Raw genomic sequence first — 16,575 nt, forward strand, 5'->3', positions numbered from 1 at the left:
CATTTTAAAATGAACTAATAACGCTATTAACGCGTCAGATCATCAAAAAATTTCTTCACGCCATCAAGGAAGCTTTTAGATTTTGGGCTGTGCTTACTACGAGCATCACCATCACAGCTTGCTTCAAGCTCTTTAAGCAGCTCTTTTTGACGCTCACTCAGTTTTACTGGCGTTTCAACTACTACACGGCACATTAAATCGCCCTGCGCACCACCGCGTACCGATTTGACACCTTTACCACGCATACGGAACATACGGCCGGTCTGTGTTTCAGCCGGAATTTTCAGGCTAACACGGCCATCGAGCGTTGGTACTTCAACTTCACCGCCCAACGCTGCCATCGTAAAGCTGATCGGCACTTCGCAAAATAGATTACTCTCTTCACGCTGGAAGATTTTGTGATCTTTTACATGCACTTGTACATACAGATCACCAGCTGGAGCACCTTGCTCGCCCGCTTCACCTTCACCCGTTAAACGGATACGATCACCGGTATCGACACCCGCGGGGATCTTAACCGACAACGTTTTGGTCTTCTGAATACGGCCATCACCATGACACTTGTTGCACGGGTCTTTAATTATCTGACCACGGCCATGACAGGTCGGGCATGCCTGCTGCACGGCAAAAAAGCCCTGACGCATCTGCACTTGGCCTGCACCATGACAGGTTGTACATGTGGTAGGTTTACTGCCCGCTTTTGCACCGCTACCGTGGCATCCATCACACTCAACCATGGTAGGAACTTTGATTTCTTTGGTTACACCTCGAACCGCTTCTTCCAGAGTCAATTCCATGGTGTAACGCAGATCCGCACCACGGCTGGCACGCTGTGAACGACGACCGCCACCGAAAATGTCACCAAAAACATCACCGAAAATATCGCCGAAGTCTGCGCCGCCGCCAAAACCACCAGCACCGCCACCCATACCGCCTTGTTCAAATGCGGCATGGCCATACTGATCATAAGCCGCTTTTTTCTGGTCGTCGGTGAGGATCTCGTACGCTTCTTTGATCTCTTTAAAGCGCGCTTCCGACTCTTTATCGCCCTGATTACGATCAGGGTGATACTTCATCGCCAAGCGTTTGTACGCTTTTTTGATCTCTTTCTCATCTGCTTCGCGGGTTACACCCAAAATTTCGTAATAGTCGCGCTTCGCCATAATCTCTTTCACCTGCCCCTACATGAATGTACGGGCGCAGGATTTTCATCCAACGCCCGTACCATGTTCTCACAATCCCTTTATCAAGGAATTATTTTTTATCTTTAACTTCTTCGAACTCAGCATCGACAACATCGTCATCCTGCTTTGCGCCATTCGCTTCAGCACCCGCTTGCGCTTGTGCTTGCTGCTGGCCTAGTTCCATCAGTTTGCTTGATGCTTCAACCAGAGCTTGAATTTTTGCTTCGATTTCAGCTTTATCTTCACCTTTTGTCGCAGTTTCCAGCGCAGTCAGTGCTTCTTCAATCTTCGCTTTTTCATCTGCTGGCAGTTGCTCACCCAGATCAGTCACTTGCTTACGTGTACCGTGGATCAGGTGGTCAGCTTGGTTGCGAGTCTGCACTAGCTCTTCAAATTTACGGTCAGCATCCGCATTGGCTTCTGCATCACGCACCATTTGTTGAATTTCGTCATCGCTCAGACCAGAAGAAGCTTTAATCGTGATTTTCTGCTCACGGCCTGTTGTCTTGTCTTTTGCCGATACGTGCAAGATACCATCAGCATCGATATCGAAAGTCACTTCAATTTGTGCAGTTCCACGCATGCCCGGCTGAATGCCTTCTAGGTTGAACTGGCCCAGTGATTTGTTATCACCGGCACGCTTACGCTCACCCTGTAGCACATGGATAGTTACGGCAGACTGGTTATCTTCTGCAGTAGAGAATACTTGGCTGTGCTTAGTCGGAATAGTGGTGTTCTTCTCGATAAGCTTAGTCATTACGCTACCCATTGTCTCAATACCTAAAGACAGAGGGCTTACGTCTAACAGCAGAACGTCAGTTACATCACCGGCTAATACACCACCTTGAACCGCAGCACCAATGGCAACCGCTTCATCAGGGTTCACATCTTTACGTGGTTCTTTACCAAAAAATTCAGCCACTTTCTTCTGAACCATTGGCATACGGGTTTGGCCGCCAACTAAAATCACATCATCAATTTCAGACACTGACAGACCTGCATCTTGCAGAGCCACTTTCAACGGATCTAAAGAGCGTTGAACCAGATCTTCCACCAATGCTTCTAACTTCGCACGAGTCACTTTGATGTTCATGTGCTTAGGACCGGTTGCATCTGCAGTAATGTACGGCAGGTTAACGTCGGTCTGCTGCGCAGAAGAGAGCTCGATCTTGGCTTTTTCTGCAGACTCTTTCAGACGCTGCATAGCCAGTGGATCGTTACGCAGGTCAATGCCTTGCTCTTTTTTGAATTCGTCAACGAGGTAGTTGATCAGACGGTTATCAAAGTCTTCACCACCAAGGTGAGTATCACCGTTGGTTGCTAACACTTCAAAGGTCTTGTCGCCATCCATCTCATTGATTTCAATGATAGAGATATCGAAAGTACCACCACCTAAGTCATACACAGCGATAGTGTGGTCGCCACCTTCTTTATCCAAACCGTAAGCCAGCGCTGCTGCTGTTGGTTCGTTGATAATACGCTTAACTTCCAGACCTGCGATACGGCCAGCATCTTTAGTTGCTTGACGCTGCGCATCGTTGAAGTATGCAGGAACGGTGATAACCGCTTCAGTTACCGGCTCGCCCAAGAAATCTTCGGCGGTTTTCTTCATTTTCTTCAATACTTCAGCAGAGATTTGTGGCGGAGCCATTTTCTGGCCTTTCGCTTCAACCCATGCATCACCATTGTCTGCGGCAACAATTTTGAACGGCATGATAGCTTTATCACGCTGAACTTCTTCATCAGAATCACGACGGCCAATCAGGCGCTTAATCGCAAATACGGTGTTTTGTGGATTCGTTACAGCCTGACGCTTAGCAGGCTGACCTACTAAGATTTCGCCATCTTGGGTATACGCAATAATTGACGGGGTTGTACGATCACCCTCACTGTTTTCCAGTACACGTGGCTTGTCGCCATCCATAACAGCAACACAGGAGTTAGTTGTACCTAAGTCAATACCGATAATCTTGCCCATCGTGCATCTCCAAAAACTTAACTGAAATTCTATTTAATGAGAGCGAAAGATAAAAATGGCATATCTCTATCTTCGACAAATTGCTTCGCTCTTGCGATTGATTAATAGATGGGGGCAGTTCAATGAACCTCAAGGGGGGGAAATTAAAAAAAATGAAATTTTTCTCTCGGCTGGATAAATTCACCGCGCAGTTATCTTCCCTCACCGTTCTCCTACTGTACTTACCCAATCTTTGTTGATTTTCTCAAAAAAAAACGTATTATTCGCGCGCGAAGTTGAGTTCACTTAAATTTACTTACAATTTGAAGTAAATTCTTTCAGTTAATTTATGACGGTACGCCGTCTTTTTTGTCGATTGGCAACCGCCAGTCAAAGGAGAACAAATGTCCAACTGCAATCTGGCCAATCCGGCGCCACTCGGTCTGATGGGTTTCGGAATGACCACCGTGCTGCTGAACATTCACAATGCCGGTTTTTTCCCTGTTAGCGCCATGATCATGAGCATGGGCATTTTCTACGGTGGCTTGGCGCAAGTTATTGTTGGCATTATGTGCTACAAAAAAGGCGATACCTTTGGTACAACCGCATTTACCTCTTACGGCCTGTTCTGGCTGACATTGGTTTTCCTGTGGCTGCTGCCAGCAATGGGCGTTGCTGCGCCAACCGAACATGCATTTATGGGTATCTACCTCGGTATGTGGGGCATTTTCACCCTGTTCATGTTCTTTGGTAGCCTGCAATACTGCCGCGCCAAGCAGTTTGTTTTTGGCAGCCTGACCATTTTGTTCTTCCTGCTAGCCGCCCGTGATCTGACCGGCAGTGAACTGATCGGCACTATCGCCGGATTTGAAGGCATTGTTTGTGGTTTCAGCGCTATTTACTTTGCGATGGCCCAAGTTCTGAATGAAACCTATGGCCGCACCGTACTGCCAGTGGGTGAGCTGAAAAAAGCACAGCCAAAAGCGGTACTGCAAACAGCCTAAATCGCCTTTTGGGGGATGTGGAGCAGTAACGCTGTATTTCCTCCCCCAAACCGGATGGCTGTACAGCAGTGAATCAGTGTTGATCATCGCACTGTGCACAATCAATCGTACATAATAAAAAGAGCCCATACTTAGTATGGGCTCTTTTTTTGTCTCTCGTTTACTGATATCTGTTTAGCAATACACTGATATCAGTACTATTCGCCATTAACCGAGCTGACGGCGAGCATTGCGGAACATCCGCATCCACGGGCTATCTTCACCCCAGTTATCCGGATGCCATGAGTTGCTGACCGTACGGAACACGCGCTCAGGATGCGGCATCATTATTGTTACTCGACCATCAAGGTTGGTGAGTGCAGTGATCCCGTTGACCGATCCGTTCGGGTTTGCCGGATAGGTCGTCGTCATTTTGCCGTGATGATCAACAAAACGCATTGCCACCAACTGGTTTTGTTCAAGCGCATTCAGTTGCAGCGTATCACGCAGCTCAACTTGCCCTTCGCCATGCGAAACGGCAATTGGCATTCGTGAGCCAACCATATCGGTAAAGAACAGTGACGGGCTGGCGGTAATTTCAACCTGACTAAAACGCGCCTCAAAACGCTCAGATTTATTGCGCACAAAACGCGGCCATTTCTCGGCCCCTGGGATCAGGCTGCTTAAGTTTGACATCATCTGACAACCGTTACAGACCCCCAGTGCCAATGTATCCTGACGGCGGAAGAATGCCTCAAACTGATCGCGGGCCTGCGCATTGAACAGAATCGATTTTGCCCAGCCCTCGCCTGCACCCAACACATCACCATACGAGAAACCGCCGCACGCAACCAACCCCTGAAACGCTTGCAGATTAATCCGGCCGCTCAGAATATCGCTCATATGCACATCAAGCGAATCAAAACCGGCACGATCAAACGCGGCCGCCATTTCAACGTGCGAGTTCACGCCCTGCTCACGCAGCACCGCCATTTTCGGGCGAATACCGGTGGCAATATAAGGGGCCGCAATATCCTGTGCTGGGTCAAAGGTCAGCAGTGCGTGCAGACCGGTATCATCCGGATCCTGCTTGGCCTGATGCTCTTGATCCGCACACTCAGGGTTATCACGACGGCGCTGCATGTGCCAAGTCATCTCGCCCCAGATTTGGCGCAGACGCGAACGGGTATCTTCAATAATGATGCGGCTACCGCGGCGGATACTGAACAGATCATCGGTTACCGGCGCGCCGATCTCATGGGTGATATCCAGCAGGCCGTGCTTGACCAAAATCTTACGCACATCGGTAATATGGCTATCTTTTACCTGCAATACCGCGCCCAGCTCTTCGCTAAACAACACACTGAGGTTGTCATCACCGAGCGCGCCGATATCCACTTCAATACCGCAATGGCCGGCAAATGCCATTTCAGCCAGCGTAACAATCAAACCGCCATCAGCACGATCGTGGTATGCCAGCACATGGCGGGCCGCAATCAGCTCTTGCATCGCATTGAAAAAACCCAGCAACCGCTCCGCGCTGTTTACATCAGCCGGTTCATCACCCAGCTGTTTGTAAACCTGTGCCAGTGCCGATCCACCGGTACGGTTTCGCCCTTCGCCCAAGTCAATTAATAGCAGGCGTGAAACCCCCTGATCGGTGCGCAGTTGCGGTGTCACGGTGGCACGCACATCTTCAACACGGGCAAACGCGGTGATCACCAGTGATAACGGAGAGGTGACCGCGCGCTCTTCGCCTTCGTGCTGCCAGCGGGTTTTCATCGACATCGAGTCTTTGCCCACCGGAATGGTGAGCCCCAGCGCAGGGCAAAGCTCTTCGCCGATAGCCTTCACTGCCGCATACAATCCGGCATCTTCACCCGGATGACCGGCCGCCGACATCCAGTTTGCCGAAAGCTTGATGCGTTTAATATCACCAATTTGGGTAGCTGCAATATTGGTTATCGCCTCACCAACTGCCAATCGTGCAGAGGCGGAAAAATCAAGCAGTGCAACCGGAGTCCGCTCACCAAGCGACATCGCTTCGCCGTAGTAGCTATCAAAGCTGGCACTGGTCACGGCACAGTTCGCGACCGGAATCTGCCACGGGCCGACCATTTGATCACGCGCAACCATACCGGTGACGCTGCGATCGCCAATGGTCACAAGGAACGTTTTTTCGGCCACTGCCGGTAAGCGCAGTACGCGCTCAAGTGCTTCGTGCAGGGTTGCTGTACCCAGCATCAGTTTTGACCCTTCAGCCTGCTGGCTCTGCACATCACGCAGCATTTTTGGCACTTTACCGAGCAGTACATCCATCGGCAAATCAATTGGGTGGTTGTCGAAATGGCTGTCATACATACTCAGGTGCGGTTCGGCAATCGCCTCACCAATCACGGCATACGGCGCGCGCTCACGTTGGCACAGTGCATCAAACAGCGGCAGCTGATCAGGCGATACCGCCAGCACATAACGCTCTTGTGATTCATTACACCAGATCTCCAGCGGGCTCATGCCCGGCTCATCACTGGCAATCGCACGCAGATCAAACTTCCCGCCACGGCCACCATCGTGTACCAGCTCTGGCATCGCGTTTGACAAGCCACCGGCTCCGACATCGTGAATAAACAGAATCGGGTTCTGCTCACCGAGCTGCCAGCAGCGGTCAATCACCTCCTGACAACGGCGCTCCATCTCTGGGTTATCACGCTGTACCGAGGCAAAATCCAGATCTTCGCTCGACTGGCCGGATGCCATTGAGGAGGCCGCACCGCCACCCAGACCGATATTCATTGCCGGGCCGCCAAGCACAATCAGTTTTGCGCCGACAGGAATTTCACCTTTTTGGATATGATCTTCTCGAATGTTGCCCAGACCACCCGCCAGCATAATCGGCTTATGATAACCACGGATTTCACGGCCATTATGGCTGCTCACTTCCTCTTCATAAGTACGGAAGTAGCCAAGTAGCGCTGGACGACCAAACTCATTGTTAAACGCCGCACCGCCAAGTGGCCCTTCGGTCATGATATCAAGCGCCGACACTATGCGGGCAGGCTTACCAAAATCGGTCTCCCATGGCTGTTCAAAGCCGGGAATACGCAGGTTAGAAACCGAAAAACCCACCAATCCGGCTTTTGGTTTAGAGCCGCGCCCGGTTGCGCCCTCATCACGAATTTCGCCGCCTGAACCGGTTGCCGCACCCGGCCACGGTGAAATGGCGGTCGGGTGGTTATGGGTTTCTACTTTCATCAGGATATGGCTTGGCTCTTGATGATAAGCGTAACGGCCACTCTCTGGCTGAGCAAAAAAACGGCCTACCGTTGAGCCTTCCATGACGGCAGCATTATCTTTATAAGCGGAAAACACATGTTCAGGTGTTTTCTCAAAGGTATTTTTAATCATCTTAAACAGCGATTTGGATTGCGGTTTTCCGTCAATGATCCAATCGGCATTAAAAATTTTATGGCGGCAGTGCTCTGAGTTTGCCTGTGCAAACATGTAAAGTTCAATATCATTCGGGTTACGCTGTAAACGGCTAAAATTGGCATACAGGTAATCAATTTCATCATCAGCCAGCGCCAGACCAAGACGCTGATTAGCCAGTTCAAGCGCTACGCGGCCTTCACCCAGCACATCAACTGATTGTAGTGGCGCGGGGCGGTGTTCAGTAAAGAGAGCCTGCGCCTGTTGCATATCGGTAAATACGCTCTCCATCATGCGGTCGTGCAGCAGCGTACTGACAGTATGCAACTGCTCGGCAGTCAGTGAGTCTGCCGTGAGATAATAGGCAATTCCGCGCTCTAAGCGCTTTACCTTTGTCAGACCGCAGTTATGTGCGATGTCTGTCGCTTTCGATGACCAAGGCGACAGCGTTCCTGGACGCGGGGTGATCAGCAGCAAATACCCTTTAGGCTCATGCTCCGGTAAAGAGGGGCCGTAACGCAATAAGCGCGCTAATTTGCTCTGTTCGTCAGCCGTTAGCGGTGCGCTGATATCAGCAAAGTGCATAAACTCAGCGTATACATCCGTCACAGGCAGTGTTGCATCCTGACAACAAGACAGCAGTTGCTTCACTCGAAAAGCCGAAAGCGCTGGCGAGCCGCGCAGTATTTCCATCATCGGTTAGCTCTCTTTAAGGTCAGTTTTGTCTAAAAGGCCGCCACATTATAGATAAATTCCGGCAACAACGAAACCGTTTGCGCAGTGATAGTTACAGGGGTTCAGACACACATTTACCGACATCCCGAAACCGAATCTTGTAATAAAAAGATTGCGTCAGGCCAGCTAGTTAGAGAAAATGCCGGATTCCAATTGCACAAAAAGCCACCAATTCATTATCCCCATAACACTCCGTAAAGAGATAATCTATTGAAAACGCTGAACTTTAAACTTATCAGCTGTCTGTTATTTCTAGCCGTGGGATTGGCTGTATTATTACCGGGACGTAATTGGTTTTTTAACAACGACAGTCAGTTAGAGCAGGTAAAAAAGCGCGGGGAACTGCGCGTAGGCACGCTAAATAATGCCTTCTCTTACTACATAGGCCCTAATGGCCCTTCCGGCCTTGAATATGAGCTAAGCAAGCGCTTTGCTGATTATCTGGGTGTTGAACTACGCATTGAATCAGCCTTCACTATCAGTGATCTGTTTCCTGCAGTAAATGAGCAACGTATTGACATGGCGGCGGCCGGTCTGCTGTTTAATCAAGAGCGCTTATCCCAATTTCGGGTTGGCCCTTCTTATTATTCGGTATCACAGCAACTGGTTTACCGTAAAGGGAAAACTCGCCCTAAAACGCTGAATGATATTCAGGGCACACTGATGGTGGCTTCTGGCTCAGCCCACGCGGCAACCTTAAACCGGTTAAAAGATGACAAATATCCAAATTTGCAATGGCAGGTAACGACCGATCTCTCTTCCGATGAGATGCTCAATAAAGTCGCCAACGGGGAGTTAGCGTACACGGTTGCCGATTCAGTAGCCATTGCCGCCCTGCAACGGGTAAAACCTGAGTTAGCGGTCGCTTTTGATATCAGTGATGAAGATCCGGTGGTCTGGTACATGCAGAAAAGTAAAGATGACAGTCTGTATGCAGCCATGCTCGATTTTATGAGCAACATTGTTGAAGACGGTACGCTAGCGCGTTTAGAAGAGAAGTACTTTGGCCATATCGATGAATTCGATTATGTCGATACACGGACTTTCTTATCGCAAATTGAGAAAACCCTGCCGCAGTACCAAAAGTTGTTTGAGCAGTATGCCGGTGAGCTTGACTGGCGCTTGCTGGCGGCAGTAGCGTATCAGGAATCACACTGGAACCCTGATGCAACCTCACCGACCGGTGTACGCGGCCTGATGATGCTAACGCGCCCAACCGCCAGTTCAGTCGGGGTAAATGATCGCACCGATCCTGAACAGAGTATTCGTGGTGGTTCAGATTATTTAAGCCGTTTACTAGATAAGATCCCCGAGACGATTCCGGAAGATGAGCGCGCGTGGTTTGCGTTATCGGCCTACAACATTGGTTTTGGACACATGATGGATGCGCGCCGGCTGACCAAGTTGCAAGGTGGTAATCCTGATGCGTGGACTGATGTAAAACAGCGCCTGCCAATGCTGAGCCAAAAACGCTATTACACGCAAACCCGTTACGGCTTTGCCCGTGGTGGGGAAGCCTACCGCTACGTTGAGAATATCCGCCGCTATACGCAAAGTTTAGTCGGCTACGATCAGGCACAACAGCTGGCGATGGAAGCCAAACAAAAAGAGGTTGCACCGTTGAATGATACCGGCAAGCTGACCGTGATTAATTCAGCAAAAGAGGCCAGCACGCAAAATGCGATTCAACAAGAGGCGATGGCTGAACTAAAATCACCTAATGCCAGTTTGATTACCGCCAAAGTCAAAGAGTAGCGGTGATAATAGAGCTCACATCAACAGGTGATGGCGATACCTAAAAACACCTGACAATTACCGCAACCTTGTTGCACCCGATACAAAGGCCGGAAAGAGATATCGCTCTTTTTCCGGCCTTTTTTAGCGTTCTGTTTTATCATACAGTTCAAGAATATTATTCTCTGCCTTTACCTATTATTCATATTCTGGTAACAGTATGCTTGTCTAATAGAGGTTTATATCGTCAAGAAGAGAGAAAAGATATGATTCGACGCCGTAAGAGTCTAGGTGCAAGGCGTGTGGGTGTAGCGTGGTCTCCGCGCCGCTTGCGGATGCTGGTTAACCGTAAACGTAAGGTGTTGTGCCGTAACCGTATTTTTGTGCTGTGTAATTTAGACGAGGTCTGTGCTGAGTCACTCAATTATGCACTTGCAAGCCCCGCGCCTTCTGGCCGTTAATTGCCGTGTCTGACACGGCATTTTTATCGTACAACTTCCCACTATAACGTCTGTTTCAACTGCATTTTACGGGCTTTTTGCTCCGCCCGGCGGCGGCGGAAAAAAGCACTCAGTTGCTCTGCACACTCAGCGGCCAATACGCCCGAAAGAACGGCTGGCTGATGGTTAAAATGCGGTTCACGCAGCAAATTCATTACCGATCCGGCTGTGCCGGTTTTCGCATCTGACGCGCCATACACCACCTGCGCTATCCGACCATGTACCATCGCTCCGCAGCACATCGCACACGGTTCAAGCGTGACATACAGTACCGCATCAAGCAGCCGATAATTGCTGATAACCTGCCCACCCTGACGGATGGCCATCATCTCAGCATGGGCTGTCGGGTCATGCTGGCCGATAGAGCGGTTCCAGCCTTCGCCGATCACCCGGCCATTGAGTACCAGCACCGCGCCGACCGGCACTTCGCCCTCAGCCTCAGCACGTGCAGCCAGCGTCATCGCATGGCGCATCCAGAATTCATGATCTTGTTGTTGCATGTTGTCACTCAGCGTCTTTTATATCTTGCCGTGTATTATAAACAATGGCTGTTGAATCAACACCGTATCACGCCAAGTGGTGGTGAAAAATGCAAAAAAGGCTGCCAAGGCAGCCTTTGTAGAGCAAATAAAACGTTATCCTGCAATAGGATAAGTATACGATGCTTGCAGCCCCAGCGGCAGACCTAAGCCCCACCAGCAGAGCAGGAAGATGATCCAGCTGATCATAAAGGCTATCGAGTACGGCATCATGATGGAAACGAGCGTACCCACACCGGTCTCTTTCACATAGCGCTGGCAATACACCACCACCAACGGGAAGAAGACCATCAGCGGCGTGATGATATTGGTCGTTGAGTCACCAATTCGGAACGCAGCTTGTGTTAGCTCCGGCGATAGCCCAACTGCCATCAGCATCGGTACCATAATCGGTGACAACAGTGCCCACTTCGCTGATGCTGAGCCGATCAGGATATTGACCATCGCCGTCAGCAACACCATGCCGATAATGGTGACTTCACCCGGTAAAGCCATATCTTTGAGCACGCCCGCACCAGACAGCGCCAGCAGTGTACCCAGATTTGAATCCCCAAAAGCTTTGATAAACTGCGCGCAGAAAAATGCCATCACCATGTATGAGCCCATTTTGCTCATGGTGCTGCTCATCGCATCAATCACATCTTTACCCGATTTAAATGTACCGGCCACGCGGCCATACACAATACCTGGGAAGATAAACAGCAAGAAAATCAGCGGGACAATAGATTTCATCACTGGTGCACTGTAACTGGTCAGAGAACCGTCGGCAGCACGCAGCGGTGACGTTTCCGGCCACAGAACTGCTGCTAACAGCAAGATACCGCCAAACATTGTCCAACTTGCCGCGCGGAAACCGCGGTTATCCGCTTCGGTATACGAGCCCATGTCTTCTGGCTCTGGCAATTCATCATTGAGCTGCATTTTACTGACACGCGGCTCAACAATACGCTCGGTGACCCACCAGCCCACCAAGGTAATCATGATGGAAGAGGCCATACCGAAGAACACATTACATAGGGTGTTTACGGTATAATCACCATCAAGCAAGCGGGCAGCCGCTTGGGTAAAGCCCTGTAACAGCGCATCATTACCACAGGGAATAAAGTTGGCGGCAAATCCCCCCGACACACCGGCAAAAGCAGCAGCCAAACCCACCAACGGATGACGACCAGCAGCATGGAAAATAATGCCGCCAATCGGGATCACCAGTACATATCCGGCATCGGCTGCGGTGTGGCTGAGCATAGCCACAAAAATCAACATCGGCGTCAGCAGCTTGGCAGGCGTAACCCGCAGCAACTTTTTCAAACCGGTGTTGATGTATCCCGATTGCTCGGCAACACCGACACCCAGCATAGCAACCAGAACGATCCCAAGTGGAGCAAATGAGGTGAATGTGGTCACCATATTGGCCAGAAATGAGGTTAATGCCGCGCCGGTCAGCAGGTTATTTACCTGTACAGTTTCACCGTTGGTCGGGTTGACCATATCAAATGTCATCTGCGATAGAGCAGCAGAAACAATCCATACCAAAATAAGTGCATATAAAAACATAATGGCCGGATCAGGTAATTTATTCCCTGCCCGTTCAACACCGTTGAGGAAGCGATTCATCATGCTATTTTTTGGCGTTTGTGCTTGTAGTTCAGTCATTAGCATCCTGCCCAAGAGTAGAAAAAATAAAAAAGCGAAGAATGCTACCATGAAGGGATGAAACGATATATTACACAACTCAAAGAATAGATATTACCTATTTAAACCCGCCAAAATTGCCCCGATTGCGCACATATCATCAAAACATAACGGTTTATTTTCTTTTATCAGCGCAATATGTGGTTAAACCGATTGCCAAAATAGCGAAAAGATCTTCCTTATACGTGCAAGATCTTCTTTATGTAATAGCTTGTAGTAAACTACAAGCAGATGTAATGCCCGTATTTTTATTTATTGAATGAGGTTTATGATGTGGCAATTCGGTGAGCGCGTCCGTCAGGTATATGCGCAAATTGGCAGTGGTGAAGTTGGCTATATTTCCGATGCGCTACTTTGTGTATTAAAAACGTTAGACCGGATAGCTGAAAATAGCAGTCTGCCGGAAGAGGTGCGCCAAGAAGCAGCTTACGCGGCAGCCAATTTATTGATGAGTGATGTCGAGCTAAAATAAATATGTGATCCCCCTCTACATGGCTCGCTCTATACAACAAATGAGTGAGTGAAATAGCAAGCTTATCACTCCCATATCAATACGCTGTCTTGTACTTATACGATTTACCGCGCATCTAGTGTGCAGAGGAGTACTACGATGAAAGAGTATCAGCCCATATCCTGTGCTATTTATGACTTACTGGAACTGGCCTGCATGCACCATTACCGGCTGCATATCACCCAAAAGTCGGGCGAGGTGATTGAGGGCAAAGCTCTGGATATGCAGGTAAGAGATCATCAGGAGTTTATCGTAGTACAACTTTCTGACGGGTATGAGATGACGCTGCGTCTGGACACCTTGCACTCGGTCAGCCATGAGCGGTTTGGTGTCCAGTTTTTTGACTAGCGTGTGCGCTGATTAACCATTAATAAAGGCTAAACAAGCACTTATTGCGCTAATGTGGCGGGATCACTTCCCTTTCAAGCTGGCATAGTAAGCGGCTAAATCGGCTAGCTGCTGATCGGTCATACTCTCCATCAGCGGAATCATCATGCTGGTCATGCCGCCGGTGCGATCACCGTCGCGGTAAGCGCGCATTGAGATATCCAGATACGCGGCATTTTGTCCGGCCAGACTCGGATAGATTGGAATAGCAGCAATGCCCGCTTTGCCGTGGCAAGAGGCACAACTTGCTGAAAGTGCTTTACCCGCTTCAATATTGCCGTCAGCCGCCAGTGCCGATGATGATACGCCTGCCGCAACCAACAGAGCGAAAAATATGCCTGATTTCATGTTTATCCCTTTTATTATTCTGCTTTTTTGTTCTTTATCGTTTGCTGCTTGTCGTGTTAATGAAAATCAAAACAACACAACACAATAAACGATAGTACGAGCAGCCAGTAATGCGTGGCGTTATCAGCAGAGCCACGGTTTAGCCCAGTAAATTTGCCACTGAGGCTCTTTTTCTACCGCCTGCCCTTCACGGGTGACAAATATCCCCAGTGCGGCGATCAGAGTTTCACCGTAAAACAGCAGCGGAATGCGATCACGCTGCCACGGCGGGATCTGCTTCTCTTGCCACAGTTTTTTCAGCTGTCGTGAACCGTTGCGTCCAACAATCTGAAACTTACCCTGCGCCCGAAAACGGATGCTGACAAACTCAGCCGGTAACGGGGCGCGTACGGTAATACCGCCGTTTTGTAACCGCAATTCACCAAGATGATCCGGCAGGGTTAACGGGCCAAGGCCGTTCCACATGTGTACGGTATCCTGCAGCGGCTGCATTTGCGGTAACAGGTACAAACGCTGTTTAAAACGGCGCACCTGCCACTGCTGAATGCCCAAAATAGGGTCTGCATCGGCACGCGCAAGGGCAACCTGCGACCACAGACGTTGCAGTTGCTCGCGCGATGGCATCAGCACACCAAGACAGGAGAACCAGCGGCGCAGCACGGCTTGGCGCTTAAAATCAGACATCGCTTTGAGGCCATCAATTTCGATAGACTCCTCATCATCGAGCAGTGCTTGCAGCGATTCGAGCAGCAACTCATCGAGCAGGGCCTCTTGCTCACCGCACAACGCAGCACTGCGGGCGATGGCATCACCGATATGCGGCCAACGCTGGGTTAAGGTCGGCAGCACCCGCAAACGCAGGAAATTACGGTCAAAACGCGGATCGGCATTACTTTCATCTTCAATCCAGCGCAGTTGATGCTGCTGCGCATAGGCTTCAATTTCAGCACGAGTCACTTTCAGCAACGGGCGCAGTTGCTGCCCGCGGGTAAATGGCATTCGATCAGTCATCGCGGCTAAACCGGCCGGACCACTGCCGCGCTTTAGTGCCAGTAACACAGTCTCCATCTGGTCATCCAGATGCTGAGCTGTCACCAAACTCTCTCCGGCAACCAGCAGGCTACTGATCGCTTGATAACGAGCATCGCGGGCCGAAGCCTCAAGGCTGATCTGTGTTTTTTGCACCTGTACGCGCACCACATCCAGCGGTACGTTACACTGCGCGCAAATCTGCGCACAGTGATCGGCCCACATATCGGCATTCTGGCTTAAACCGTGATGGACATGCACTGCCCGCAACACTAATGATGGGTTAAGCGCACGCAGACGCACCATGACATGTAGCAGTACCGTTGAGTCAACACCGCCACTGTATGCCACCAAGATACGGGTATCTTGTCCGAGGCATTCAGCAGCATGTGTCAGAATAAGATCGCTGTTCATAAGATTTTAAAGGTCATTAATCTGGATCAGCACAAAGAGGGGATAACAGACTGTTATTGATAAGATAACCGAAATTATCATGCAGGCTGTTATAGCAATACGGGTAGCCAACACTTCAGCTACCCGTACAGCACGTTATCGCTCAATAGCTTAGGATGCAAGGATCAAAGCACTTGCGCCCGATATTGGCTGACAGGGTTCACAATATGATCACGCGCAGCAACAATTTGAAGTTCATATTTCTGGTTTTGCAGCGTACAGGTCATCACATCATTAATCGCATTGGCGGTATGTTCAAACGCTTCACGTTCGGTTTTACCGTTAAGCAGGTTGGCCAGAAAAACAGCACTGGTCAAGTCACCTACGCCAACTGGCTGACGATCAAAATCATGCAGCGGGCGGCTGATGTGCAAGGTCTGCTGTTGGCTCACCAACAACATTTCAAACTGCTCAGGATTTTTACCCGCACGGCTCAGATGCTTTACCAGCACCATTTTCGGGCCGCGAGTCAATAAATGTTGCGCCGCAGCTACGGCCTGCTCAAAATTATCAACGTTCATACCCGATAAAATTTGCAGCTCAATCAGGTTTGGCGCGAGTACATCGGCACAAGGTACCGCATCACGGGTCAGGAATTCGGCTACGCCGTCGGCCACAATGCAGCCCTTTTCCGGATGCCCCATAACCGGATCACAAAAATAGAGTGCATCAGGATTTTTTGCCTTCACCGCACGCACGGTGGCTAAAATAGACTGCCCCTGTTCTGCCGCGCCGATATAGCCCGACAGCACTGCATCACACTCATTAAGCACACCAATCTCATCCATTCCTTGGGTAATCAGACCAATTTGCTCCTGCGGGAAGACCATACCTTGCCATTTTTTATATTGGGTATGATTTGAAAATTGCACCGTATGCAATGGCCAAACATCAACACCTAGCAATTGCATCGGTAACACGGCGGCTTTATTGCCCGCATAGCCATAAACCACATGAGATTGGATAGACAGTACATTTTTCATCAATTACGTGCTCCGAACGCGCAGCAGGGCAATCAGCGTTTCATTTGAATGGGTAAAGTAGAATAGGTTAAGAATATAAGATTTCATGAACGTAAGGTAAAAAAAACGGCGCTA

13 protein-coding genes are annotated in these 16,575 nt (G+C 49.7%); 5 read left to right on the plus strand and 8 right to left on the minus strand.

From position 1 onward, the window contains the following. Nucleotides 1–26: 26 nt before the first annotated feature. Nucleotides 27–1,163: a molecular chaperone DnaJ gene (gene dnaJ, locus AC1HDJ_RS12850; protein WP_438630775.1), complete on the minus strand. Its 1,137-nt coding sequence runs from the start codon at nt 1,161–1,163 to the stop codon at nt 27–29. A 91-nt stretch (nt 1,164–1,254) separates the two neighbouring features. Further along, nucleotides 1,255–3,162, minus strand: a complete 1,908-nt coding sequence (dnaK, locus tag AC1HDJ_RS12855) for a molecular chaperone DnaK (RefSeq protein WP_479536126.1) — start codon at nt 3,160–3,162, stop codon at nt 1,255–1,257. 383 nt (nt 3,163–3,545) lie between these two features. Here dnaK and AC1HDJ_RS12860 point away from each other — a divergent pair, with 383 nt between their 5' ends. Continuing rightward, nucleotides 3,546–4,145: an acetate uptake transporter gene (locus tag AC1HDJ_RS12860; RefSeq protein ID WP_438622772.1), complete on the plus strand. Its 600-nt coding sequence runs from the start codon at nt 3,546–3,548 to the stop codon at nt 4,143–4,145. Between the two features lie 207 nt (nt 4,146–4,352). Here AC1HDJ_RS12860 and purL read toward each other — a convergent pair whose 3' ends face one another. After that, a complete protein-coding gene (purL, locus tag AC1HDJ_RS12865; protein WP_479536127.1) occupies nt 4,353–8,246 on the minus strand; it encodes a phosphoribosylformylglycinamidine synthase in 3,894 nt (1,297 codons plus the stop codon). 249 nt (nt 8,247–8,495) lie between these two features. Between purL and mltF the strand changes: the two genes are divergently transcribed. Both mltF and AC1HDJ_RS12875 read left to right on the plus strand, forming a co-directional pair. Beyond that, a complete protein-coding gene (gene mltF / locus AC1HDJ_RS12870) occupies nt 8,496–10,040 on the plus strand; it encodes a membrane-bound lytic murein transglycosylase MltF (RefSeq protein ID WP_479536128.1) in 1,545 nt (514 codons plus the stop codon). Nucleotides 10,041–10,285: 245 nt separating this feature from the next. Beyond that, complete coding sequence (locus AC1HDJ_RS12875) at nt 10,286–10,480, plus strand: hypothetical protein (RefSeq protein WP_479536129.1); 195 nt, start codon at nt 10,286–10,288, stop codon at nt 10,478–10,480. 41 nt (nt 10,481–10,521) lie between these two features. On the opposite strand, the gene tadA is transcribed toward AC1HDJ_RS12875, so the two are convergent. Beyond that, nucleotides 10,522–11,019 (minus strand): tRNA adenosine(34) deaminase TadA, encoded by a 498-nt coding sequence (gene tadA, locus AC1HDJ_RS12880; RefSeq protein WP_479536130.1) that lies wholly within the window; start codon nt 11,017–11,019, stop codon nt 10,522–10,524. Nucleotides 11,020–11,154: 135 nt separating this feature from the next. Beyond that, nucleotides 11,155–12,711 carry an AbgT family transporter gene (locus AC1HDJ_RS12885; protein ID WP_479536131.1) on the minus strand — a complete coding sequence of 519 codons (1,557 nt, stop codon included), beginning with the start codon at nt 12,709–12,711 and terminating at the stop codon, nt 11,155–11,157. A 310-nt stretch (nt 12,712–13,021) separates the two neighbouring features. Between AC1HDJ_RS12885 and AC1HDJ_RS12890 the strand changes: the two genes are divergently transcribed. Both AC1HDJ_RS12890 and AC1HDJ_RS12895 read left to right on the plus strand, forming a co-directional pair. After that, the gene (locus tag AC1HDJ_RS12890) at nt 13,022–13,222 is read left to right on the plus strand and encodes a YaeP family protein (protein WP_479537150.1); all 201 of its coding nucleotides are present in this window, start codon (nt 13,022–13,024) and stop codon (nt 13,220–13,222) included. Between the two features lie 138 nt (nt 13,223–13,360). After that, a complete protein-coding gene (locus tag AC1HDJ_RS12895; RefSeq protein WP_479536132.1) occupies nt 13,361–13,609 on the plus strand; it encodes a Rho-binding antiterminator in 249 nt (82 codons plus the stop codon). A gap of 63 nt (nt 13,610–13,672) precedes the next feature. On the opposite strand, the gene AC1HDJ_RS12900 is transcribed toward AC1HDJ_RS12895, so the two are convergent. The 3 genes from AC1HDJ_RS12900 to pdxY all read right to left on the minus strand — a co-directional run bounded on the left by AC1HDJ_RS12900 (nt 13,673) and on the right by pdxY (nt 16,461). Next, entirely contained in the window at nt 13,673–13,996 is a 324-nt protein-coding gene (locus AC1HDJ_RS12900) for a c-type cytochrome (RefSeq protein ID WP_479536133.1), read from the minus strand. Nucleotides 13,997–14,119: 123 nt separating this feature from the next. Next, nucleotides 14,120–15,439, minus strand: a complete 1,320-nt coding sequence (gene tilS, locus AC1HDJ_RS12905; protein WP_479536134.1) for a tRNA lysidine(34) synthetase TilS — start codon at nt 15,437–15,439, stop codon at nt 14,120–14,122. A 164-nt stretch (nt 15,440–15,603) separates the two neighbouring features. Beyond that, nucleotides 15,604–16,461 carry a pyridoxal kinase PdxY gene (gene pdxY / locus AC1HDJ_RS12910; RefSeq protein WP_479536135.1) on the minus strand — a complete coding sequence of 286 codons (858 nt, stop codon included), beginning with the start codon at nt 16,459–16,461 and terminating at the stop codon, nt 15,604–15,606. Nucleotides 16,462–16,575: the final 114 nt, after the last annotated feature.

The sequence above is a fragment of the Plesiomonas sp. ISS29 genome, assembly GCF_056522795.1.

Coding starts and splice junctions, on each gene's coding strand:
- dnaJ (WP_438630775.1), bottom strand. CDS start 1,163: ATGGCGAAGCGCGACTATTACGAAATTTTGGGTGTAACCCGCGAAGCA.
- dnaK (WP_479536126.1), bottom strand. CDS start 3,162: ATGGGCAAGATTATCGGTATTGACTTAGGTACAACTAACTCCTGTGTT.
- AC1HDJ_RS12860 (WP_438622772.1), top strand. CDS start 3,546: ATGTCCAACTGCAATCTGGCCAATCCGGCGCCACTCGGTCTGATGGGT.
- purL (WP_479536127.1), bottom strand. CDS start 8,246: ATGATGGAAATACTGCGCGGCTCGCCAGCGCTTTCGGCTTTTCGAGTG.
- AC1HDJ_RS12875 (WP_479536129.1), top strand. CDS start 10,286: ATGATTCGACGCCGTAAGAGTCTAGGTGCAAGGCGTGTGGGTGTAGCG.
- tadA (WP_479536130.1), bottom strand. CDS start 11,019: ATGCAACAACAAGATCATGAATTCTGGATGCGCCATGCGATGACGCTG.
- AC1HDJ_RS12885 (WP_479536131.1), bottom strand. CDS start 12,711: ATGACTGAACTACAAGCACAAACGCCAAAAAATAGCATGATGAATCGC.
- AC1HDJ_RS12890 (WP_479537150.1), top strand. CDS start 13,022: ATGTGGCAATTCGGTGAGCGCGTCCGTCAGGTATATGCGCAAATTGGC.
- AC1HDJ_RS12895 (WP_479536132.1), top strand. CDS start 13,361: ATGAAAGAGTATCAGCCCATATCCTGTGCTATTTATGACTTACTGGAA.
- AC1HDJ_RS12900 (WP_479536133.1), bottom strand. CDS start 13,996: ATGAAATCAGGCATATTTTTCGCTCTGTTGGTTGCGGCAGGCGTATCA.
- tilS (WP_479536134.1), bottom strand. CDS start 15,439: ATGAACAGCGATCTTATTCTGACACATGCTGCTGAATGCCTCGGACAA.
- pdxY (WP_479536135.1), bottom strand. CDS start 16,461: ATGAAAAATGTACTGTCTATCCAATCTCATGTGGTTTATGGCTATGCG.